Annotated in this window: 22 protein-coding genes; 9 read left to right on the top strand and 13 right to left on the bottom strand. The window is 69.8% G+C overall.

The features are described from left to right. Positions 1-72 precede the first annotated feature (72 nt). Both KGQ19_RS03955 and KGQ19_RS03950 read right to left on the bottom strand, forming a co-directional pair. The gene (locus tag KGQ19_RS03955) at positions 73-1,068 is read right to left on the bottom strand and encodes an NAD(P)H-quinone oxidoreductase (protein WP_212007670.1); all 996 of its coding nucleotides are present in this window, start codon (positions 1,066-1,068) and stop codon (positions 73-75) included. Between the two features lie 474 nt (positions 1,069-1,542). Beyond that, positions 1,543-2,127, bottom strand: a complete 585-nt coding sequence (locus tag KGQ19_RS03950; RefSeq protein WP_212007669.1) for a TetR/AcrR family transcriptional regulator — start codon at positions 2,125-2,127, stop codon at positions 1,543-1,545. Between the two features lie 98 nt (positions 2,128-2,225). On the opposite strand from KGQ19_RS03950, the gene KGQ19_RS03945 reads away from it, so the two are divergent. Next, positions 2,226-2,966 (top strand): SDR family oxidoreductase, encoded by a 741-nt coding sequence (locus KGQ19_RS03945; protein WP_212007668.1) that lies wholly within the window; start codon positions 2,226-2,228, stop codon positions 2,964-2,966. A 17-nt stretch (positions 2,967-2,983) separates the two neighbouring features. Here KGQ19_RS03945 and KGQ19_RS03940 read toward each other — a convergent pair whose 3' ends face one another. Beyond that, positions 2,984-3,766, bottom strand: a complete 783-nt coding sequence (locus KGQ19_RS03940) for a hypothetical protein (RefSeq protein WP_212007667.1) — start codon at positions 3,764-3,766, stop codon at positions 2,984-2,986. A 190-nt stretch (positions 3,767-3,956) separates the two neighbouring features. Between KGQ19_RS03940 and KGQ19_RS03935 the strand changes: the two genes are divergently transcribed. After that, positions 3,957-4,934 carry an ATP-binding protein gene (locus KGQ19_RS03935; protein WP_212007666.1) on the top strand — a complete coding sequence of 326 codons (978 nt, stop codon included), beginning with the start codon at positions 3,957-3,959 and terminating at the stop codon, positions 4,932-4,934. On the opposite strand, the gene KGQ19_RS03930 is transcribed toward KGQ19_RS03935, so the two are convergent. Continuing rightward, positions 4,900-5,754 (bottom strand): alpha/beta fold hydrolase, encoded by an 855-nt coding sequence (locus KGQ19_RS03930; protein ID WP_212007665.1) that lies wholly within the window; start codon positions 5,752-5,754, stop codon positions 4,900-4,902. The two genes, KGQ19_RS03935 and KGQ19_RS03930, sit on opposite strands and share 35 nt — an antisense overlap. Before the next feature lie 85 nt (positions 5,755-5,839). Beyond that, positions 5,840-6,421, bottom strand: coding sequence for a TetR/AcrR family transcriptional regulator (locus KGQ19_RS03925; RefSeq protein ID WP_194892667.1), 582 nt, complete (start codon positions 6,419-6,421; stop codon positions 5,840-5,842). A 113-nt stretch (positions 6,422-6,534) separates the two neighbouring features. Here KGQ19_RS03925 and KGQ19_RS03920 point away from each other — a divergent pair, with 113 nt between their 5' ends. From KGQ19_RS03920 to nhaA, 4 genes are all read left to right on the top strand, one after another. Then, positions 6,535-7,755 carry a sensor histidine kinase gene (locus KGQ19_RS03920; RefSeq protein ID WP_212007664.1) on the top strand — a complete coding sequence of 407 codons (1,221 nt, stop codon included), beginning with the start codon at positions 6,535-6,537 and terminating at the stop codon, positions 7,753-7,755. Next, a complete protein-coding gene (locus KGQ19_RS03915) occupies positions 7,752-8,477 on the top strand; it encodes a LytR/AlgR family response regulator transcription factor (RefSeq protein ID WP_212007663.1) in 726 nt (241 codons plus the stop codon). The genes KGQ19_RS03920 and KGQ19_RS03915 overlap by 4 nt, the downstream gene beginning before the upstream one ends. 264 nt (positions 8,478-8,741) lie before the next feature. Next, positions 8,742-10,697 (top strand): acetate--CoA ligase, encoded by a 1,956-nt coding sequence (gene acs, locus KGQ19_RS03910; RefSeq protein WP_212007662.1) that lies wholly within the window; start codon positions 8,742-8,744, stop codon positions 10,695-10,697. A 244-nt stretch (positions 10,698-10,941) separates the two neighbouring features. Then, positions 10,942-12,264 carry a Na+/H+ antiporter NhaA gene (gene nhaA, locus KGQ19_RS03905; RefSeq protein WP_212007661.1) on the top strand — a complete coding sequence of 441 codons (1,323 nt, stop codon included), beginning with the start codon at positions 10,942-10,944 and terminating at the stop codon, positions 12,262-12,264. Between the two features lie 80 nt (positions 12,265-12,344). On the opposite strand, the gene KGQ19_RS03900 is transcribed toward nhaA, so the two are convergent. The 8 genes from KGQ19_RS03900 to KGQ19_RS03865 form a co-directional block, all read right to left on the bottom strand. Further along, complete coding sequence (locus KGQ19_RS03900; RefSeq protein WP_212007659.1) at positions 12,345-13,103, bottom strand: MerR family transcriptional regulator; 759 nt, start codon at positions 13,101-13,103, stop codon at positions 12,345-12,347. 130 nt (positions 13,104-13,233) lie between these two features. After that, the gene (locus tag KGQ19_RS03895; protein ID WP_212007657.1) at positions 13,234-13,884 is read right to left on the bottom strand and encodes an HAD family hydrolase; all 651 of its coding nucleotides are present in this window, start codon (positions 13,882-13,884) and stop codon (positions 13,234-13,236) included. 102 nt (positions 13,885-13,986) lie between these two features. Beyond that, a complete protein-coding gene (locus KGQ19_RS03890; protein ID WP_212007656.1) occupies positions 13,987-15,165 on the bottom strand; it encodes a lipid-transfer protein in 1,179 nt (392 codons plus the stop codon). Further along, positions 15,162-15,569, bottom strand: a complete 408-nt coding sequence (locus KGQ19_RS03885) for a MaoC family dehydratase (RefSeq protein ID WP_230418162.1) — start codon at positions 15,567-15,569, stop codon at positions 15,162-15,164. Before KGQ19_RS03885 ends, KGQ19_RS03890 begins: the two co-directional genes overlap by 4 nt. Continuing rightward, positions 15,566-16,657, bottom strand: a complete 1,092-nt coding sequence (locus KGQ19_RS51685; protein ID WP_212007655.1) for an acyl-CoA dehydrogenase family protein — start codon at positions 16,655-16,657, stop codon at positions 15,566-15,568. Before KGQ19_RS51685 ends, KGQ19_RS03885 begins: the two co-directional genes overlap by 4 nt. Next, positions 16,654-17,064: a Zn-ribbon domain-containing OB-fold protein gene (locus tag KGQ19_RS03875; protein WP_212007654.1), complete on the bottom strand. Its 411-nt coding sequence runs from the start codon at positions 17,062-17,064 to the stop codon at positions 16,654-16,656. Before KGQ19_RS03875 ends, KGQ19_RS51685 begins: the two co-directional genes overlap by 4 nt. Beyond that, complete coding sequence (locus KGQ19_RS03870) at positions 17,061-17,597, bottom strand: FAS1-like dehydratase domain-containing protein (protein ID WP_212007653.1); 537 nt, start codon at positions 17,595-17,597, stop codon at positions 17,061-17,063. Before KGQ19_RS03870 ends, KGQ19_RS03875 begins: the two co-directional genes overlap by 4 nt. 8 nt (positions 17,598-17,605) lie before the next feature. Further along, complete coding sequence (locus tag KGQ19_RS03865) at positions 17,606-18,814, bottom strand: acyl-CoA dehydrogenase family protein (protein WP_212007652.1); 1,209 nt, start codon at positions 18,812-18,814, stop codon at positions 17,606-17,608. Between the two features lie 152 nt (positions 18,815-18,966). Between KGQ19_RS03865 and KGQ19_RS03860 the strand changes: the two genes are divergently transcribed. Genes KGQ19_RS03860 through KGQ19_RS03850 form a run of 3 tightly spaced genes read left to right on the top strand, consistent with a single transcriptional unit; the run spans position 18,967 to position 22,396 of the window. After that, complete coding sequence (locus tag KGQ19_RS03860; RefSeq protein ID WP_212007651.1) at positions 18,967-20,037, top strand: NTP transferase domain-containing protein; 1,071 nt, start codon at positions 18,967-18,969, stop codon at positions 20,035-20,037. Continuing rightward, the gene (locus KGQ19_RS51680; protein WP_212007650.1) at positions 20,034-21,308 is read left to right on the top strand and encodes a molybdopterin molybdotransferase MoeA; all 1,275 of its coding nucleotides are present in this window, start codon (positions 20,034-20,036) and stop codon (positions 21,306-21,308) included. Before KGQ19_RS03860 ends, KGQ19_RS51680 begins: the two co-directional genes overlap by 4 nt. A 41-nt stretch (positions 21,309-21,349) precedes the next feature. Then, on the top strand, positions 21,350-22,396 hold the full coding sequence (locus KGQ19_RS03850) for a potassium channel family protein (RefSeq protein WP_212007649.1): 1,047 nt from the start codon (positions 21,350-21,352) through the stop codon (positions 22,394-22,396). Positions 22,397-22,399 lie beyond the last annotated feature (3 nt).

Here is a 22,399-nt window from a genome sequence, read left to right as displayed (position 1 = left end):
AGATGTCGCCGTTCAAACCCGTCATGTATCCGTCCCTAGATGTGTGAGCGGCTTCGCCGATCGCTCGCCGGCTCAGCTGCCTCGTACCGCCGCCACGTCGAGCACGACCTTGCCGATGTGCCCGCTGTCCTCGATGACCCGGTGGGCCTCGGCCGCCTGGTCGACCGGCAGTACCCGGTCGACGATGACCCGGAACCTGCCCTGTTCGATGAGCGGCCACACGGCGTCCCGCGCCGCCGCGACGATCTGCGCTTTCTCTTCAGACGACCGGGCGCGCACGGTGGTTGCGCTGATCGTCCCCCACTTGCGCAGCAGGTTGTTCAGGTTCACCTCGCCCTTGACGCCGCCCTGCAGCCCGATGATCATCAGCCGGCCGTGCGGCGCCAGCGCCTCGACGTTGGGGTCGAGGTAGGCGGCGCCCATGTTGTCGAGGATCACGTCCGCGCCGCGGCCGTCGGTGACCTCCCGTACCCGTTCCACGAAATCCTCTTCGCGGTAGTTCACCGCGACGTCGGCACCGAGGTCGCGGCAGGCCTGGAGCTTGGCCGCGCTGCCGGCCGTGACGATCACCCGGGCGCCGAACTCGTGCGCGAGCTGGATCGCGGTGGTCCCGATGCCGCTGGAGCCGCCGTGGACCAGCAGGGTCTGCCCGGCGGTGAGCCCGGCGAGCATGAAGACGTTCGACCAGACGGTGGACAGCGTCTCCATCAGCCCGGCGGCGTCCAGCGCGGCCATGCCGTTCGGCAGCGGCGCGACCTGCCCGGCGGGCACCGCGACCAGCTCGGCGTAGCCGCCGCCGGTCAGCAGCGCGACGACCTCGTCGCCGGGCACGAACCCGGAGACCCCGGCCCCGACCTCGACGATCTTGCCTGAGCACTCCAGCCCGAGATAGGGCGAGGCTCCCGGCGGCACCTGGTAGAAGCCCATCCGCTGCAGGGTGTCGGCCCGGTTCACCGCCGTGGCCGTGACCTGGATCAGCACTTCGCCGGCCGCCACGACCGGATCGGGGACCTCGGTCCACGCCAACTGCTCCGGTCCGCCCGGTTCCGCGATCGTGATGGCACGCATGACTTCACCCTAGCGAGAGCTGTCGGCGGGGGTCGGATCCAGGCACACGGGCGGCTTCAGCGGATACCGCTGTGCACGACTGGGACCCCTGTGCAGATTGAGGCGCCTTTGCTCCCCCATTCGGTCGACAACAAGTAAAAACCGGTCAGTAGCCCTTGGCACCGGTCTTAATCGGTCGTAGAAAGAAAGCAAGGCCCGGCGACCACCCAACTCAACGAGAAGGAATGGTTTGGCACAAGGCCGCCCGACCTCGACACCGATACGGGAACCCACGCAAAGACCGACCCCTTAAGGGGCCAGCCAGCCAGGCAGACGGCAGAGATACAGCGAGGACCTGGAAGGCGACTACGGAGAACAGACGCTTGTTAACTCGTTCTCGGTGTCTTTTATAACAGCGGTGCCGCTGCGCAGCGGCACCGCTGACCATTTCCTTATAGCCATTGTTTCCTGATGACTACCGGACATTCCCAGTGGCTACTGAGGATTCGCAGCGGCAGCGACCAGTGCGCCGGCGAGTTTGCGCGCCGCCTCATCGTCAAGCGGCCGATGCCCGATCAATCCGCGATACCAGAGCAGGCCGTAAGCCAGGTCGGTGAGGAAGTCCAGATCGGCGTCGGGGGAGACCTCGGCGCGGGCGGCCCCGCGTTCGAGCAGGAGCCGCAAGGTGGCGCGCCGCCCGGCCAGGAAGTCGTAGAAGGGCCGGGCCGCCTCGGGGTTCTCGATGGAGGCGGCCATCATGCTCTTCAGCTCGCTCATCACATTCGGGTCCTCGGACTGCTCGAACGTGGTCTCGAAGAACTCCCGCAGGTCGGCACCCAGCGCACCGGTGTCGGGCAGCGGGATGGTGTGCCGCGCCCGCGTCCCGACCGCCTCGGCGATCACCGCGGCCTTCGACGGCCACCAGCGGTAGATCGTCTGCTTGCCGACCTCCGCGTCGCGGGCCAGCCGTTCGATCGTGAAGCCCTCGTAGCCGACCTGCTGAAGCAGCGCGATGGCGGCGTCGATGATCGCTTCGCGGGCCGCCTCGTTGCGGCGCCTTCCGGTGTGCGGTCGCTCCATGACCGGCAGCCTAGCGGAGTTGTCTAGACGCGTCGTCTCGGTAATAATTGTCGAGACGGATCGTTTCGACAAAGAGTCATCCGACGGAGGGGACGGGTATGTCCACCCAGGGGAAGTTCACCGGCAAGACCGTTTACGTCATCGGCGCCAGCCACGGCATCGGGGAGGCGATCGCCGGCGCGTTCGCCGCCGCCGGCGCCGACGTGCTGATCACCGGCCGCACCAAGGAGCGTCTGGACGCGGCCGCCGAGCGCATCGGCCACCCGGTCCGCGTCTTCCAGTCCGACGCGCGCCGCCAGGAGGACGTGGACGCACTGTTCGCGGCCGCCGACAAGAAGATCGACCACCTGGTGCTCGCGGTCAGCGGCGGCATGGTGGGGATGGGCACCCTGGCCGAGCTCACCGACGAGGCGCTGTACGAGGGCTTCGACGGCAAGGTCTTCGCCCAACTCAGGGTCCTGAAGGCGGCCCTGCCGCACCTCGCCGCGGACGCCTCGGTGACCTTCATCGGCGCCGGCAGCTCCCGCGCCGCCTTCCCCGGCACCACCGCCCTGGCAGCGGCCAACGGCGCGCTGGACGCCGCGGTCCGCCCGCTGGCCTCGGAGCTGGCGCCGGTCCGCGTGAACTCGGTCTCCCCCGGCATCATCGACACCGCGTGGTGGCACCCGCTGGGCGAGCAGCGCGACGGGTTCATGGCGCAGACCGCCGCCGCGACCCCGGTCGGGCGCGTCGGGCAGCCGCAGGACATCGCCGACGCGGTGTTGTTCCTGGCCGGGAACGGGTTCACGACGGGTGTGGTGCTGGATGTGAACGGCGGGGCGACGCTGGCGCGGAGCTGAGGGGGAGCGGCGGCGCCTCAGCCCCGCATGATCGCCTCGCACACCGCCAGCGACTCGCGGGCGCCCAGGGCGACCGCCTCGGCGTAGTGCGCGAGCCAGGCGGCGAGGCCCTCGTCGGTGCCGGTCGCGTAGCCGCGGGCGGCGTCCAGATAGACGCCCACCCCGAGGTCCACGTGGCCGGCTTCGACCACGGCCAGTGACTGCGGGTCCAGACCGCGGTCGGCGAGGATCAGCCGGGACGCGGCGCGGGCCAGCAGGCCGTCGCCCCAGCCGAAGGGCTCGGCCACCAGCAGCTCGGCGTGGACCGCCGCCGCGACGACCACGGCCGGCGCCTCGGCGGCGGCCGGGTCGCGGAGTTCGTTCGCGAGGGTGCTCAGGGCGGCCGCCGCTTCGGCGCCGCGCGGCCGCCCGATGCGGTCCGGGTCGACGTGGCCGGCGGCGGCGAGCAGATGCATGCGGGACAGAGCCTGGATCGGGGAGCGCTTCCACACCGGGGCCAGGGTGCCGAGCTCGCCGGAGATCCGCAGGGCACCGCGCAGGTGGCCGGAGCCGTCCTCCTCACCGAGGTCGGTGCGGCGGCGGACCTCCTCCAGCGGCCAGTCGGTGCCGGTCTCGCTCAGCGAGCCGAGGGCGGCCGACGCCCGGGCGCCGCGCAGCTGGGATTCGGCCGTGACCCGGGCCGACTGGCTGCGCAGGACCTTGTGGCGGCGCACGCGGTCCACGGCCTCGCGGGCGGTGTCCGCGGCCTCGGCGGCGTTGGCCGCGGCGGCCAGGCGCTGGATCGGGGAGCTGGTGTCCATGACCGGGACTCTACCTACCGGCCGGTAGCGCGGACGCCACCCGATCGGAGGACTCATGGTTGACGGCCGGCACCGGCGCCGTCGAGACTCGGCGCGTACCCGTTTTATTGAAAACGGTTGTCATCAGGCGCGGGCCTCCTCCCGGGAGGCCCGCCGCTTGTTCCCATGTCCCGTGCGAGGAGGTCCCGGCATGCGCATCGCCCTGGTCGGCAAAGGCGGCAGCGGTAAGACCACGGTCTCGGCCCTCCTGATCCGGCACCTGGCCGCCGGCGGGCGCCCGGTGGTCGCCGTGGACGCCGACATCAACCAGCACCTCGGGGTGGCGCTGGGCCTTTCGGAGGATCAGGCCGCCGCGCTCACCCCGATGTCCGCCCGCCTCAGCGAGATCAAGGACCACCTGCGCGGCGACAACCCGCGGATCTCCGGCTCGGAGTCCATGGTGAAGACCACCCCGCCCGGGCGCGGATCGCGCCTGCTGCGGCTGGAGGAGGAGAACGCCGTCCACAGCCTGTGCGCGACGCGGCTGGCCGGCGATCTGGAGAACGTCCGGCTGATGGTGACCGGCGGCTTCGAGGAGAAGGACCTCGGCGTCTCCTGCTACCACTCCAAGGTCGGCGCGGCCGAGCTCTATCTGAACCACCTGGTCGACGGGCCCGACGAGTACCTGGTGATGGACATGACGGCCGGCGCGGACGCCTTCGCCTCCGGCCTGTTCACCCGCTTCGACCTGACCTGCCTGGTGGTGGAGCCGACCCGCAAGTCGGTGTCCGTCTACCAGCAGTACCGCGAGTACGCCAAGGAGTACGACGTCACGATCCGCGTGGTCGGCAACAAGGTGACCGGCCCGGAGGATCTGGCCTACCTGCGCGAGCACACCGGCACCGACCTCGTCGCCTGCCTCGGTGCCTCGGCCTACGTCCGAGCCCAGGAACAGGGCCGGGACAAGGGCTTCGACACCCTGGAGCCGGCCAACCGGACCGCCCTGGCCCGGCTCCAGATGGAAGCGGACGCGGTCCCGCAGGACTGGGCCAAGTTCACCCGGCAGGCGATCCACTTCCACCTGAAGAACGCTCAGGCCTGGGGCGACCGTGCGACCGGCGTGGACCTCGGCGCGCAGGTCGACCCGGACTTCATCATGGGACCGGAAGCGTTCGCGGAACAGAGCTGAACGCCGCCACCTTCCGCACCACGTCGGGGTCGGTCAGGATCCGGAAGTGGCCGAGGCTGGTCCACGGGTCGAACTCGGCCCCGGGCCACAGGGCCGCCAACCGGTCGCCGTTCGCCACCGCGACCTCGCGGTCGCCGAGGTCGTGGACGATCAGCAACGGCGGCAGCCCGCTCAGGTCCTCGGAACGCATCCTCAGCGGAATGTCGAACCTGTCCATAGACGTTCCCACGCGGTTCTCCAGAATCCTGAGGAACCGCGTACGTATCCGTTCCTTAAAGCCCAGCATCTTCGCGAACTCATAAGAGAACCCGATCGGGTCGCTCATCGGCGCCACCGCAGCCAACCTCCCCACCGGGAGGCCGTCGAGGATCGCCAGGACCACCGCTGCGGCACCGAAGGAGTGCGCGATTACTGCGTGCGCTTCCCCGAAGCGGTCTACAACGGCGGACAAGCTCTCTGAGAACTCCGGGAGAGTGGAGCGTCCGGGACCGGCAAGGCTCTCCGTCGACGTCCCATGGCCCGGCGCGTCGAACGACACGACCCGGTAGCCGGCGGCCAGCAACGGCTCCACGAAGGCGTCCAGTTGTCGGGCTACGCCACCCCATCCGTGCACCAGATAGACGAACGGTCCCTCTACTCCCCATACGGTGCCGCGCACTGTGCTGCTCCGCACCGCCACGGTGAACGGCTCCCCGGCCGATACCGCGACCGGGGTCTTCGGCAGCCAGGGCCGTTTCGGCACCGTGAGCCAGATCCGTTCGGCCCAGCGCGCACCGGGCCCCGGGGCGACGACTTCCAGCACCTGGAACGTGGTGCGCAAGGCGCCGAACGTGAGCGCCTTTTTAGCACGAACGATCGTGCTTTTTTTACCCGACGACGAAGACGCGGCCATATGAGGACCCCCTCTAGCGGTTGGACTCGATCAGTCTGGAGAACGCGCGGCGCGCCCGCTCCTCGGCCCTGGCGTCGCCGAGCAGCCGGTGTGCCTGGAAGTAGATGAGCATGATCCCGTGCAGGTCGTGGGCGAACTGCTCCGGATCGGCGTCGGCGGCGAAGAAGCCCTCGGCGATCCCGGTCCGGAACATCTGCGCCACCGAGTCGCGGAAGTCCAGGTGCATGCGGACCAGGCGGTCCCGCACCGCCCCCGGCTGGTCGTCGTACTCCCACGCGGCCGAGACGAACAGGCATTCCGCGGTGCCGTCACGGGCCGTCGCCAGCCAACTCTCGAACAGCGTCAGGACGCGCTTCTCACCGCGCGGGGCGGACACCGCCGGCCGGACGACGTCCTGGATGAACGCCTCGCCGGCGAACTCCAGGACCTGCACCTGAAGCGTCTCCTTGGATTTGAAGTGCGCGAACAGGCCGCTCTTGGACATCCCGGTCCGTTCGGCGAGCGAGCCGATGGTGAGCGAGGCCAGCCCGCTGGACGCCGCGACCTCGACCGCCGCTTCCAGCACCTGCTTGCGAGTCTCTTCACCCTTGCTCACAGGACGAAAATAGCACGATCGTTCGGCGTGCGCGACCGAGCCCGGTCACGCTCAGCGATGTCAAGGCCCGGACACCCTCGACTTCGTACCCGGACCGCATCAGACTGGGGCTTGTGGCATCCAACAACGCCACCGTCGGCATCGTGGCCGCTCTGGTCGCCCCGGCGGTCGCGGTGTCCCGCGCGATCCAACGGCACCGCTTGGCGGGCACCTCGGCCGAGCGCGCCGCATACGCCGCTATGCACGCCGTCGCTCTCGCCGGCCCCCCGCTCCGCGCCGGCCTGACGCCGGACTCCACCCGCCGCGCCGCCCGGCACCTGCGGCCGCTGCTCGGCACCGCGGCCCTGGCCTTCAACGACACCGAGCGGATCCTCACCTGGGACGGTGCCGGGCAGCACCGGCATTCTCAGAACTCCTACGAGCTCTCTACAGGCGCCCTCAGGTCCGGGGACATCCGTGTGCTCGGCCCAGAGGACGTGCACTGCGGCAGCGACTCCTGCGGGATCCGGCACGCGGTCGTCGCCCCGATCATCCCGCCGAGCCGCATCGGGGGGATCCGCGAAGACGGGGACAGCACGGCGATCGGGACGCTGTCCGTCTATACGTCCAACACATCCGTCGCCCTGGTACGCGCCGTCAGCGAGGTCGCGTATTGGGTCGCCACGCAGATCGAACTCGCGGAGCTCGACCGGTCGCGGACCCGGCTGATGGAGACCGAACTCAGGGCGTTGCGTGCCCAGATCTCGCCGCACTTCGTCTACAACTCGCTCACCGCCATCGCGTCCTTCACGCGCACTGACCCGGAACGGGCCAGGGAACTACTCCTGGAGTTCGCGGACTTCACCCGCTACTCGTTCCGCGCGCACGGCGAGTTCACGACCCTCGCCGAGGAACTGCGCTGCGTGGACCGCTACCTGCTCCTGGAGCGCGCACGCTTCGGCGAGCGGCTCCAGGTGACCCTGCGGATCGCCCCTGAGGTGCTGCCTGTAGAGGTTCCCTTCTTATGCGTTCAGCCCATAGTGGAGAACGCAGTACGGCACGGCTTGGAAGGCAAGCCCGGCCCCGGCCACGTCACCATCACCGCCGAGCCGACCCGGCACGACTACCGGATCACGGTCGAGGACGACGGCGTCGGGATCACCCCGGACGTCCTGCGCGAAGCCCTCGCCCCGGCCGAACCCGGCACCCGCACCTCGGTCGGCCTGTCCAACGTCCATGAACGCCTGCGGGCGGTTTACGGAACCCTCCACGGCTTGGTGATCGACTCCCGGCCCGGAGCGGGTACCACGGTGGTGATCCGGATCCCGAAGAAGGAGAGACGGCAGACCGCATGACCATCGCGACGCCCGCCGGTCTGCGGGTACTGGTCGTCGACGACGAGCCCCCGGCCGTCGCCGAACTCGCTTACCTCCTGTCCCTCGACCTCCGCGTCTCCTCGGTGCGGACCGCCAACGACGGACAAGAAGCGTTGCGGATCCTGAAGAACTCACCTGTGGACGCGCTGTTCCTCGACATCCGCCTGCCCGGCCTGGAAATCGCCGCGCTCCTCAACCAGTTCGCCACGCCCCCGCAGATCATCTTCGTGACCGCCCATGAGGAGTTCGCTATAGAGGCGTTCGATCTGCACGCCTCGGACTACCTCCTGAAGCCGGTCCGCGCCGAACGCCTCGCGGAGGCCATCCGCCGGATGGCCCCGGCATCCACACCCCGTAGGGCCCCCGAGTCGGGGCCCTACGACGTCATCCCGGTAGAGCTGGCCGGCGTCACCCGCTTCATCCCGCGCCAAGACGTCTCCTACGCCGAAGCCCAGGGCGATTACGTGCGCTTGTATACGGCCACAAGCAACCACCTCGTCCGCATTCCCTTGGCGGTCCTGGAAGAACACTGGTCCGCCGCCGGCTTCGCACGCATCCACCGCCGTTTCCTGGTCCGCGTCGAGGCCGTCTCCGAGGCCCGCTGGGAGAGCGGCCACCTGACCGTCATCGTCGGTGGAACGCCGATCCCCGTGGCCCGTCGCCACACCCATGAGGTCCGCGAACGGCTCAGCCACCGCTGATCGCGCTGAGGCGGTGATCGCTCGTCCATCGGGCGTCGATCTGGACCCACTAAAAACGATCTTGTACCCGCTGAAACAACCACCGCGCGGCACCCTGAGCACGCCGCCCACCGAATCGGGTCCTGGTGGGCGGCGCACCGGTGTCTTCAGGTAAAAGGTCTATACCAATGAGGCCGAGGCCCTTGTATTCCCGGCCCTCCCTTGGTGTGCTACTGCCTGGATACAGTGTGACCGCTGCCATAAAGGATCGAACGAGGAGAGACGGTGTCGAACGAGGCCCTTTCCAATCTGCTACGTGAGGACCGCCGGTTCGCGCCGCCCGCGGCCTTCGCCGCCGACGCGAACGTGAAGGCCGACGCGTACGCCGAGGCCGAGGCCGACCGCGAGGCGTTCTGGGCGAAGCAGGCCTCGCGCCTGTCCTGGGACACCGAGTGGAGCGAGGTGTTGGACTGGTCGGGCAAGCCGGTCGCCAAGTGGTTCGTCGGCGGGAAGCTGAACATCGCCTACAACTGCGTCGACCGGCATGTCGAGGCCGGCAACGGCGACCGGGTCGCGATCCACTTCGAAGGCGAGCCCGGCGACTCCCGCGCCATCACCTACGCCGAGCTCAAGGACGAAGTCTCCAAGGCCGCCAACGCCCTCACCGAACTCGGGGTGCGGCAGGGTGACCGGGTCGCGATCTACATGCCGATGATCCCGGAGACCGCGGTCGCCATGCTGGCCTGCGCGCGCATCGGCGCGGTGCACTCCGTGGTGTTCGCCGCCTTCTCCCCCGACGCGCTGCGCGCGCGGATCGAGGACGCCGGGGCCAAGCTGCTGATCACCGCCGACGGCTACCACCGCCGCGGCGGCACGGTGAACCTGAAGGCGAACGCCGACGAGGCCGTGACCGGCGCCGAGACCATCGAGAACGTCCTGGTCGTCAAGCGCACCGGCGCGGACGTCGCCTGGGGTGCCAAGGACGTCTGGTGGCACGACGCCGTCGGCGCCGCGAGCACCGAGCACACCCCGGAGGCGTTCGACAGCGAGAACCCGCTGTTCATCCTCTACACGTCCGGCACCACAGGTAAGCCGAAGGGCATCCTGCACACCACCGGCGGCTACCTGACGCAGGCCTCGTACACCCACCACGCGGTGTTCGACCTGAAGCCGGAGACCGACGTCTACTGGTGCACCGCCGACGTCGGCTGGGTCACCGGCCACTCCTACATCGTCTACGGCCCGCTCTCCAACGGCGCGACCGAGGTCATGTACGAGGGCACGCCGGACACCCCGCACCAGGGCCGGTTCTGGGAGATCGTCCAGAAGTACAAGGTCAGCCTGCTCTACACCGCGCCCACCGCGATCCGCATGTTCGCCAAGTGGGGCGACGACATCCCGGCCAAGTTCGACCTCTCCTCACTGCGCCTGCTGGGCTCGGTCGGCGAGCCGATCAACCCCGAGGCCTGGATCTGGTACCGGAAGAACATCGGGGGCGACCGCACCCCGGTGGTGGACACCTGGTGGCAGACCGAGACCGGGGCGATCATGATCTCCCCGCTGCCCGGCGTCACCGAGGCCAAGCCGGGCTCGGCCATGCGGCCGCTGCCGGGCATCTCGGCGAACGTGGTCGACAAGGACGGCGCCATCGTCGAGAACGGCCACGGGGGCCTGCTGGTCCTGGACAAGCCCTGGCCGTCCATGGCCCGCGGCATCTGGGGCGACCAGCAGCGGTTCGTCGACACCTACTGGGCCCGGTTCGCCGAGCAGGGCTACTACTTCGCCGGCGACGGCGCGAAGAAGGACGACGACGGCGACCTGTGGCTGCTCGGCCGGGTCGACGACATCATGCTGGTCTCCGGCCACAACATCTCGACCACCGAGGTGGAATCCGCGCTGGTGTCCTACCCGGCGGTCGCCGAGGCCGCGGTGGTCGGCGCCAAGGACGAGACCACCGGCCAGCGCATCGTCGCCTTCGTCATCCTGCGCGCCGGCGAGCAGGAGGACACGGAGTTGGACGCGGCGCTGAAGGCCCACGTCTCCAAGGAGATCGGCCCGATCGCCAAGCCCAAGCAGATCCAGATCGTGGCCGAACTGCCGAAGACCCGCTCCGGCAAGATCATGCGGCGTCTGTTGAAGGACGTGGCCGAGGACCGCGCGGTCGGCGACACCACGACCCTGGCGGACTCCGCGGTCATGGACCTGATCAAGGCGAAGCTGCCGCACGCCACCGAGGACTGATCGGGGCCCGATCGGCTTCACCGACCGCCGGGTGCACGGACCTCAGGGTTCGGGCATCCGGCGGTCGCGTCGTATGGCGCGCGCCGCTCCGGCGCCTTCTCAAGATCCGGATAGTCGCACACTAGTTCCTCACGCTCCGGTAACCTGAACAGCTCAGGTGCGCCGGGAAGTCTGGTCGGCATGGGTAGTGGTCTGGTGATCACCGCCCGTCCGCCGCCGACCGCCGAACCACGAGGACGCCCTGATGACGCCCCCGGACCAGCCCTCCGCCCCGCTCCGCGCGTTCGCGCGCCTGAAGCGGCTAGAGCGCAGACACGTGGCGGCCGTCCTGCGGACCGAGACCGTCGGCGGCGCGCTGCTCATCGTCTTCGCGATCCTGGGCCTGTTGTGGGCCAACTCCCCATGGCGCCACTCCTACGACACCGTGAGGGACACCGTCGTCGGGCCGCACCTGTGGCACCTCGACCTGTCGCTGGCGAGCTGGTCCGCGGACTTCCTGCTCGCGTTCTTCTTCCTGGTGGCCGGGATCGAGCTCAAGCACGAGTTGCAGGCCGGCGAGCTGTCGAACGCGCGCGCCGCGGTACTGCCCGTCGTCTCCGCGCTGTGCGGCATGGTGGTGCCGATCGCGGTCTACCTCATGGTCAGCGCCGGGCACGCGGAGGCCGGCGACGGCTGGGCCGTGCCGACCGCCACCGACATCGCCTTCGCGCTGGCGGTGCTGGCCGTGGTCGGGCAGAACCTGCCGTCGGCGCTACGCGCGTTCCTGCTGACCTTGGCCGTCGTCGACGACCTCGGCGCGATCATCATCATCGCGGTCGCGTACACGGCCAAGATCGATGTCGCGGCGCTGGCGATCGCCGCGGTCCTGATCGTCGCCTTCTACGTGGTGCAGCGGATGCGGATCGCCAGCCTGTGGCTCAACGTCCCGTTGGGGCTGGCCATCTGGATCGCGGTGCACGCCAGCGGCATCCACGCCACGGTGGCCGGCGTGGCCATCGGCCTGATGCTGCGCGGCCGGGTCCACGACGACGCCTACACGGACGGCGCGCAGGATGACGCCGCGCAGGACGAGGAGTCCCAATCGCCCGCCGAAAGGGTGCAGTGGCTGCTCCAGCCATTCTCAGCAGGCTTCTGCGTCCCGGTCTTCGCCATCATGTCCGCCGGCGTGTACATCGGTGGCGACACTCTCGGCAACCTGGTCAGCGACCGGATCCCGCTGGCGATCGCCGCGGGCTTGTTCGTCGGCAAGTCGGTCGGGGTGTTCGGCGGCGCGTATCTGACGGCGCGCTTCACCCGCGCCGAGCTGTCCGACGAACTGCGATGGCGGGACATCGCGGCGGTGTCCGCCCTCACCGGCGTCGGGTTCACGGTTTCGCTGCTGATCTCCGAACTCGCCTTCACCGACAACCTGGCTCTGCTCAACCTGGCCAAGGGTGGAGTGTTACTCGGGTCCCTGGTGTCCGCACTGGTCGCCGTCGTGCTGTTGCGGAGAAGGGACCGCTTCTACGACCAGCTGTGCACCGCCGAGGAGTCGGAAGACGTGGAAGTGGCGCTCAGGCGAGAATGAGACGGCGTCCCCTCCGCACTGGCCGCGGAGGGGACGCTCATCGGGATTCGCTATAGAGGTTCCCTACTAGCGATTCCCTACTAGTCGGTCAGGCGCGCGTCCGCATAGGCGGCCATCGCGGTGGCCTGGTACTCGGCGAGGCCTTCGGCGATCTTCTCGTAGTTCGCCTTGAAGCGCTCGTCGTCGACGTACATCTTGCCGAGGCACCTATAGGCGTTGCGGTTGGGCGTCCAGAACACGCAGAGGCCCTGGTAGTGCTTGTGGGTCTCGTCCAGAACCGCGGGGTCGTCGACCGGGGTGCCGGCCGCCATGAACTCGGCCATGCGGATCATCGCCGCGGTCGTCTCGCGCTGCCAGCGCTCGATGTCCGCTTCGGTCATGGTCGCGTAGACGGCCTGGGATCGCTCGAACTCCTCAGGCCACCGCTCGCGCGCCTCGTCGTCGTACTGCGAGTTGTCGAACCCCTCGAACAGGTTCTCCGGCCGGTTGATCTGCACGGACATCTGGGGTCTCCCTTCCAGCTCGGCGATGGTCCGCCGCACGGTCTCGGCCACCCGCGACAAGCGGTCGCGTTCGACGAGCAGCCGGGCGTACTGGCGGCGCAGCGCCGCCAGCGTGTCCGGCTCCGAGTCGATCGCGGCGGCGATGTCGGGCAGGCCGAGCCCGAGCTCGCGCAGTACGAGGATCTGCTGCAAGCGCAGCAGCTGTGCTTCCTCGTAATAGCGGTAGCCGTTGGCGCCGACATGGTCGGGCTTGAGGAGCCCGACGTCGTCGTAGTGACGCAGGGTTCGGGCGGTCACCCCGGACATCCGCGCCACCTGCGCGATCGACCAGCTCATGGCGGTTCCCATCGGTGTGCGGCCGGTCGGTCCGGCCACTTCCTCGAAGGTAGAAGCTTCCGTTACGTCAAGGTCAAGCCGGATTCGCCCGCCCCGTCGGCCCGCACGGCAGCCTCGCGCCGCAGACCGCTCAGGGCCGGCTGAGGATCAGCTCGAAGGCCTCGGCGGTGTTCTTGAGGATGTGCTCGGGCTGCGGGTCTTCGGGGGCCAGCACCCGGCCGTGCCGGAGCCACGCGGTGTGCATGCCGACGCCGTTGCCGCCGGCGATGTCCGAGACCAGGGAGTCGCCGACCATCCAGCCGCCCTCCAGCGGCGCCCCGGCCCGTTCGGAGGCCAGCTGGAAGATCTTCGACTCCGGCTTCCAGCTGCCCTCGACGTCCGAGACGCACACCACGTCCACGTAGGCGCGCAGCCCCACCGCGTCGATCTTGGCGTTCTGGAAGTGGCCGAACCCGTTGGTGACGATGCCGATGCGCCAGCCCGCGTCGCGCAGGGCCTCCAAGCCGTCCAGCACGCCGTCATAGGGCTTCAGCAGCCCGACCATCCGCTCCCGGTAGTCGGCCAGCAGCTCGGCCGGCTCGGCGGCCAGCCCGAAGTGTTCGACCAGGCCCCGGAAGGCGTCCTCCGGCGTCCCGGTCCAGAAGATGTGCTCGTTGTCGACGAACCACCGCGCGTCGCCCCCGGCGTCTTGGGTCGCGACCACCTCCTCGACCCAGGCGACGAAGGCGTCCTTGGAGGAGATCAGGGTGTCGTCCAGGTCGAAGAGCGCGAGACGGGGCATGGCTCCGAGATTAACTGATCGTTCCGACGCCCAACGGAACTCCGGGTTACGGCTGGTGGCGGAGGTACCGCCCGGGCCGGTGGGCCCAGGCGGCGGCCGCGCTCAGACCGCGCTGAGCACCAGCCCCGAGGTCGGCACCCCGGTACCAGCCGTGACCAGCACGTTGTGCACCTCCGGGACCTGGTTGACGGCCGTCCCCCGGACCTGGCGCACCGCCTCGGCGATCCCGTTCATGCCGTGGATATAGGCCTCGCCGAGTTGGCCGCCGTGGGTGTTCAACGGCAGTCGGCCACCGAGGTGGACGGCGCCGTCGCGGATGAAGTCGCGCGCCTCACCGCGGCCGCAGAAGCCGAACTCCTCCAGCTGGGTCAGGACGAACGGAGTGAAGTGGTCGTAGATGACGGCGGTCTGGATGTCGTCCGGTCCCAGCCCGGACTGGCTCCAAACCTGCCGGGCGACGGTGCCCATCTCCGGGAGGCCGGTGATGTCGTCACGGTAATAGCTGGTCATCATCTGTTGGTCATGCGCGGACCCTTGCGCGGCGCCCGCTATAAGGACTTCCTTCCCAGGGAGGTCACGCGCGCGCTCTGCAGAGACGACAACCAACGCGACCCCACCGTCCGACTCCTGACAGCAGTCCAGCAGCCGCAGCGGATCGGTGATCAGCTTCGAACTCTGATGGTCGGCCAGGGTGATCGGGCGCCCGTGGAACCACGCCGCGGGGTTGGTGGCGGCATGGGCCCGCGCCGCCACCGCGACGCGCCCGAAGTCCTCGGAGGTGGCACCGTACTTGTACATGTAGCGGCGTGCGGCCATCGCGACCCAGGCCGCCGGGGTGATGAGCCCGTAAGGCGAGTAGTAGCCGAAGTGCTGTGCCATGGGGGATTCGCCACGTGCCTGGATAGCGGCGTCTCCGCTTCCGAAGCGGCGGCCGGAACGCTCGTTGAAGGCGCGGTAGCAGACCACGACGTCGGCCAGGCCCGCGGTGATCGCCGCCGCCGCGTGCGCGACGGTCGCGCAGGCCGCGCCGCCTCCGTAGTCGACCAGCGAGAAGTAGCGCAGTTCGGCGACGCCCAGACCGCGGCCGACCATGATCGAGGGGCTGGAATCCATCGAGAAGGTCACCAGGCCGTCGACATCGCGCGGCGCGATGCCGGCGTCGTCCAGCGCTGCCTTGCACGCTTCCAGACACAGCTGGAGTTCGCTGCGGCCGGAGTCCTTGGAGAACTCCGTGGCGCCTATGCCGACGATCGCGGTCGCACCGGACAGAGACGCCTTCACTTGCCGATCCCTTTCACGGTCACGGTTCCGGTCACATGGTTACCGAGCTGGTTGGCACCACGGATCGCGACCTCCACGGTGCCGTCCTCCCCGACCCGCGCCACGGCACCGGTGAGGGTCATCGTGTCGCCGGGATAGTTCGGCACCCCGAGCCGGATCGCGATCTTCAAAACCCGGGCCTGGGCGCCGGCCCAGTCGGTCACGAAGCGACCGACGAGGCCGTTCGTGGTGAGGATGTTCATGAAGATGTCGGGGGAGCCCTTCTCCCGGGCCGCCGGGACGTCGTGGTGCACGTCCTGGTAGTCGCGAGAGGCGATGGCCCCGGCGACGATCTGCGTCGGGGTGATCGGGATGACCAGCTCCGGCAACGTCTCCCCGACTTTGGGCAGCGCGGTCTCGCTCATGCGTCGTCCTCCTCTAGCGGGTGGGCGGCGATCAGCTCGCCGAGGTCGCCGGACCAGGCCTCTGCAGAACCCCCATAGAGCTCCCAGTAGCGGGCCCACGCGTGGTACCTGTGCAGGGGATAGGTGATGTCCACACCGAAGCCCCCGTGCAGGTGCTGTGCGGAACCGACGACCCGGCGCGCACCGTCGGCGGCCCAGATCTTGGCCGTGGCCACGGTGTAGCGGGCACCAGGGGAGCAGATGTCGTGCTCTGTGACCGCACGTACCGCTTCCCACAACGCCGCCTGCATAGCGCGGGAATCGATGTAGCGGTCCGCGGCACGCAGCGCCACGGCTTGGAACGTGGCCAACGGGTAGCCGAACTGCACCCGGCCGCTGACGTACTCGGCGGTCATGGCCAGGGCCCGCGCCGCGATCCCGCAGAGCATCGCCGAGGAGAACAGCGCGGCGAGTGCGCGGGCCTCGTCGACCGCTTCGCAGACCTCCATGACCTCGGCGTCGATGAACTCCAGGACGCCCAGCGGCTCGCCGGTCGTGGTCACCTGGTCCCCGATGCGTGCCGTCGACAACGAGACCAGCGCCAGCACTTCCTTACCGTCCTCGCGGCGGGCCGGGACGAGGACCAGATCGGCGCTGAGCGGGTACGGCACCAACTGGGTGATGCCGTTGAGCCGATGGCCGGTCAGCCGCAGCGGTACGGCGATCGTGGACGGATGCTCGGCCAGCGCGGCGGTGATGACGAGTTCGCCGGACAACACCGCCGGCAGGTTCTTCTCACCGATCACCGAGACCGCGACGAACGTCTCCACGAGCGGCAGCCGGGCCAGCGCGGCACCGGCATCGGTGAGCAGGCGCACCATGCCCGGCACACCGGTGCCTCCGCCTCCGACGCTCTCCGGGAGGACAGCGGCGAGCAGGCCGGTGTCGGCCAGAATCCCCCACAGGCGGCGATCGTGCTCGTCGGACACCGCTTCGTTGCTGTAGGACGGACTCCGCGAGGCCTCCACGTCGAGGTCGCCGAAGACCTCTCTACAGAGCTCTCCCACCGCTTCCAGCGCATCATCCACAGAGTGATCCACGACAGTCACGACGCCCCACCTTCTCGAGCGGGACCGGCAAAGACGAGTCCGTCCTCGAAGACGAGACTCAACGGCATCTCGATCCGCAGGTCCTCGTTGGCGATGCCCTTCGCCCCGCAGACGATGCGCGGCCGCCTGTCGCTGTCTTCGATCTCCAGGTCTATAAGGACGACCGCATAGGGGCCCTCTTCCCAAGGAGGAAGAGGGTGATGGCAGATGGTGTAGCTGTGCAACGTGGCGTGCCCGGTTGCCTTCACCGTCGTCCAGTCCAGAGACTGGCACTCCGGACACATCGGAGACGGAGGATGCCGGAGCGATCCACAGGCTGTGCATTTCTGGATGAGCACGGCGCCCTTGGCTACGCCCTCCCAGTAGTAGGCGTTGTCGCGGCCGATGACCGGCTGGGGACGCGTCATGCCTGGGCTCCCGTGTCTTGCGCCCGCGCGGGTTTGAACCACAGCGTCCGGAACAACATCTCGCCGACCAGCTCGCCGTGCTGGTCGCGGTACTCGGTGATCGAGGTGAGGAAGTAGCCCTCGCCGAGCGCCGTCTTCTTCCGCGGCGACACCGAGTCCAGCCGCGTAGTGGCGTAGAGGTGGTCCCCGACGGTGAGGTACCGGTGGTACGTCTGCTGACAGTCCGTCGCCACCACCGCCAGGTAGCCGGCCTTGACCAGCGTGGCCTGGGCCCGGGTGGACCCGTCCTCGGCCCCGCGCATCCGCAGCCCGGGCATCGTCCAGGCTTGCAACGACGCCGGGGGCGCGACCACGTCGGGATGACCGGCCGCGCGGGCCGCCGCCGCGTCGGTGTAGATCGGCAGCTCGTCGCCCATCGCGTCGCACCAGTGCCGGATCATCGGCTGGTTCACCGGGTCCCAGGCCGACACCGGTTCGGAGGGCGGGTCGGCGGTGTGCGCGGACACTGTCTCGTACAGCGGATCGGTCTCCACAGTTCTCCCTATCTCCGCACCCTGGGCATCGCCAGCCCGGTCATCGCGATGATCTCCCGCTGGATCTCATTGGCCCCGCCGCCGAAGGTGTTGGTCACCGCGTAGCGGTAAAGGAATTCGAGGTCGCCCATGAGGAGTGCGCCGGGGGAGCCGGCTTTCAGGATTCCCGCCGCGCCGAGTACCTGGATCAACTCCGCCAACGCCTCTATATGCGTTTCCGTACCGTGCACCTTTGCGGCGGACGCATCCGCGGGGGACAGGTGTCCCCCGGTCTGGTCTTTCTGCAGCGCCGCGACCATCTGACCATTGAGCAGTCGCAGACCGCTGATCCGGACATGCGCGCGGGCCAGCGTGGTCTTCACCCAGGGGAGGTCTATGACCCGCTTCCCGTCCGCGGCAGGCGTCGCCATGGCCCAGCTCTGCACCTTCGTGAAGGACCGGATCACGCCCTGGGCCACCGCCGCCAACGCCACCCGCTCATGGTTCAGCTGGGTGGTGATCAGCTTCCAGCCCTGGTTCTCGGCGCCGATCCGCATCGTCACCGGGACCCGTACATCGCGGTAGTACGTGGCGGTCGTGTAGTGCGAGGCGATCGTGTGGATCTTCGTCGCCTCGAAGCCGGGGTCGCTGGTGTCGACCAGCAGGATCGAGATGCCCTTGTGCTTCGGGGCTTCCGGGTCGGTCCGGCAGGCGAGCCAGACGTACTCCGCGGAGTCTCCGTGCGTGGTGAAGATCTTCTGGCCGTTGACCACATAGGCGCTGCCGTCCTCGGTGCGCACCGCGCGCGTCGTCAGGCTGGCCAGGTCGGTTCCGGCGTCGGGTTCGGAGTAGCCGGCCGCGACGTCGATCTCCCCGGCGAGGATCCGCGGCAGAATCAAGTCCTTCTGTTCCTGCGTGCCGAAACGCATAAGCGTCGGCCCCACAGTGTTGAGCGCCACCAAGGGCATCGGACAGCCGGTGCGCGCCGCCTCGTCGAAGAAGATGAACTGCTCCACCGGCGTCAGGCCGCGGCCGCCGTACTCCTTCGGCCATCCGACGCCGAGCCAGCCGTCCGCACCGAGCTTGCGGTGCAGGGTACGGGCGGTGTCCGTGGCGGTGTCGGGCAGCCGCAGATCGCGGCGGACCTCCTCGGTGACCAGCGCGGCGAAGTAGGCCCTCAGTTCGGCGCGCAGGGCTCGTTGGGCCGGCGTGTAGGCCAGGTGTTCCGGTGGGCGCATGCGGTGGCGTCTCCCGCGTTCGGCGTGATCGGCTGGACAGGCGAGTGCTGAACGCCCTGACCGGAGGCCCGCGGTGACCCGAGCGCGATCTGAGCACTCGTCAGATTAGAACACGTTCTACTGGATGGCCACACCCGGTTATGGTGGCTGTCATGGACCTCCCCGGCGGAGTCGGCGAACCCTTCGACGTGATCGTCCTGGCCGGCGGCGGCGCGCGCCGGCTGGGCGGGGCGGACAAACCCGCGCTGGAGGTCGGCGGGGTCAGCCTGCTCGACCGGGTGCTGGCCGCGTGCCGGGACGCGGCGTCGGTGGCGGTCGTGGGTCCGCCCCGGCAGGTGAGCCGTGCGGTCGTGTTCACCCGCGAGTACCCGCCCGGCGGAGGGCCGGTCCCGGCGCTGGCCGCCGGGCTGACCGTCGGTTCGGCCGGCCTCGTCGCGGTCTTCGCCGCCGACCTGCCGTTCCTGGACGCGGAGGCCGTCACGGTCCTGCGGCGCTCATTGACCGCCGACGCAGTGCTCTACACCGACGCCCGAGGCAAGGACCAATTGCTGGCCGCGCTGTATCGGCGTAACAAACTGGCGGCGGCATTGGAGGCCCTCCCAGAACTCCGGGGCGCGCGGCTGTTCTCGGTCCTCAATACGCTGGAAGTGACCCGTATCCCGGACACGCGGGGAGCGACTACGGACTGCGACACATGGGACGCCGTTCACGCGGCCCGCGCACTGGTCGCGACACGACTCGCGACAAAGGCGAAGATGGAGGACATGGACGACAAGAAGCAGCTCGCCGACTGGTGCGCCGCCGCCGCGGCCGAACTCGGGCTGACCGGGCACGAACTCACCGACGCCGACCTGGACGCGATCCTCGGTCTGGCCGGGGTCGCCGCCCACAATGTGCTGCGACCGGCGGCGCCGCTGACCACGTTCCTGGCCGGGTACGCGATCGGGTTGCGCAGCTCCACCGACGGCGGGCGCGGGGCCCTGGACGGGCCGATCGCCAAGCTCAGCGCCCTGGCTCAGGCCTGGGATCCGGCGACCGGCACGGCGGCCGGGCCGGGTCGCGGCGGCCCGGTGGCCGGGACGGTCGGCGGCTCGGTGGCCGGGACCCCGGCCGCCACCCGCGACGCCTCCGCCGGTGGCGCGGTCGGTGGCGCGACTGGTGCCACGGCCAGTGCCGCGGCCGACAGCCCGGCCGGCGACTCGACGGGATCCGGCGGCCGGTGAGCACGTCCTGGGCCGAGGCTCGCAAGATCGCCGGCACCGTGGCGATCCCCCTGCCCGCCGCCCGCGTGCCGATGGGCCAGGCCCGCGGCATGGTGCTGGCCGAATCGCTGTCCGCGCTGGTCGACCTGCCGCCGTTCGCGACCTCCGCGATGGACGGCTGGGCGGTCGCCGGCCCGGCGGCTTGGAAGGTCACCGGCCGGGTGCTGGCCGGCCAGGAGCCGAGCCGGCTCGACGACGGCGAGGCGGTCGAGATCGCCACCGGGGCGCGGGTGCCCTCCGGGGCGGAGGCGGTTCTGCGCCGCGAACGCGGGTTCGTCGACGCGCACGGCTGGCTCCACGTGGCCGAGAACTCCGAGGCCCACGACCACGCGGCCCCGGTCGCCGCACCGCAGCGCTCTTATGCGGCGGTCGCCAACAACGCCACCGCGACGCGCACCCCGCGCGGCACCGAGTTGGGACTGCCCATAGGGACCGACATCCGACCGCAGGGCCAGGAGTCGCGCCGCGGCGAGACACTGCTGTCAGCCGGGACCCGCGTCACCCCCGCGGTCCTGGGCCTGGCCGCCGCCGCCGGCTACGACGACCTGCCGGTCCACGAACGCCCGCGGGTCGCGCTCGTCGTCATCGGCGACGAGCTGGCCGGGTCCGGCCTGCCCGACGGCGCCCGGATCCGGGACGCGCTCGGCCCGATGTTCACCGCCTGGCTCGAAGCCCTCGGGGTCGAGGTGACGGTGAGCCGGGTCGCCGACGACCCCCGCGACCTGCTCGCCGTCATCGCGTCCTCCCCGGCCGACCTGGTGATCACCACCGGCGGGACGGCGCGCGGCCCGGTGGACCACGTGCACCGGGTGCTGGCCGACCTGGGCGCGCGGCTGGTCGTCGACGGGGTCACGGTCCGGCCCGGACATCCGATGCTGCTCGCGCAGTACGGCGGCAGCCGACAGCACCGCCGGTTCGTCGCCGGGCTGCCCGGCAACCCGCTGGCCGCCGTGGCCGGCTTCGTCACGGTGGTGCGGCCGCTGCTGCGCCGGCTGTCCGGGCTGCCGGACACGTCACACTTCCTGTCGCTCGGAGATGCCGTCGGCACTCACCCGACAGACACTCGACTCGTGCCCGTCTCCGTCACCGACGCCTCCGTGCTCCCCCTGCGGTTCACCGGCCCGGCGATGCTGCGCGGACTGGCGCTGGCCGACGGACTGGCCGTCGTACCGCCGGGAGGAGGGGTGGTCGCCCTCGGCGCCGGGCAGCGGGTGGAGGTGCTGACGGTCTGAGCGAGCACACCACGTACGCCGCGCCGTTCCGCCCGGCGATCGTGCTGCCGCGCGCCGTCCCGGGCCCGCTGTGGGCGGTGCTCAAGCGGGTGCTGCTGGCGCTGGCGATCCTGGTGCTCTCGGCGGTGATCGTCTACCTCGGGCGGAACGGCTACCGGGATTCCTCCGGGAAGCCGATCGGCTGGCTCACAGCCTTCTACTACGCCACGGTCACCCTTTCCACCACCGGCTACGGCGACGTGGTGCCGGTCAGCGACTCGGCCCGGTTGGTCAACACCCTCGTCGTGACGCCGCTGCGTGTCATGTTCCTGCTGGTGTTGGTCGGCACGACTCTGGAAGTGCTCACCGAGCGGACCCGCAACGTATGGCGGCAGGACAGGTGGAGGTCGAAGGTGCGGGATCACACGGTCGTGGTGGGCTACGGCACCAAGGGCAGCTCCGCGGTGCAGACACTGCTGAAGAACGGCCATTCCCCGGACTCGATCGTGGTGGTCGACACCGATCCGGCCCGGATCGCCGAGGCCAACCGGCGCGGCCTGGTCGGCGTGGTCGGCGACGGCAGCCGCAGCGAGGTGCTGGAGCGCGCGGAGATCACTAAGGCCCGGCACGTGGTGATCAGCGCGGAACGGGACGACACCGCGGTACTGGCCACGCTGACCGTGCGCCGGCTCACCCGGCGGGCCACCATCGTGGCCTCGGTCCGCGAGGCGGAGAACGCCCCGCTGCTGCGCGAGAGCGGCGCCACCTCGGTGGTCACCACCTCCGACACCGCCGGGCAGCTGCTCGGCGTCGCCACCATCAGTCCCAAGGTCAGCCAGGTCGTCCAGGACCTGCTGTCCTACGGAGACGGCCTGGAACTGTTGGACCGGCCCGCGGACTCCCGCGACGTCGGCAAGGAGCCCAGAGCGGTCAAGGAGCCGGTGCTCGCGGTCATCCGCGGGTCGCGGACCATGCGCTACGACGATGTGGCGATCGGCACCATCCAGCTCACCGACCGGCTGGTCGTGGTGCGATCAGTGCACGACCACCGGACGGACCCGGTTCCGCACCGGGACACCGGGTCCGGCCGTCCCCCGACACCTCGCTGAGGG

The organism is Catenulispora pinistramenti (assembly GCF_018274385.1).
In the GTDB taxonomy this organism is placed as follows: Bacteria; Actinomycetota; Actinomycetes; order Streptomycetales; family Catenulisporaceae; genus Catenulispora; species Catenulispora pinistramenti.
The sequence above is the reverse complement of the archived record's forward strand: the minus strand, read 5'-3'. Positions and strand labels throughout refer to the sequence as shown.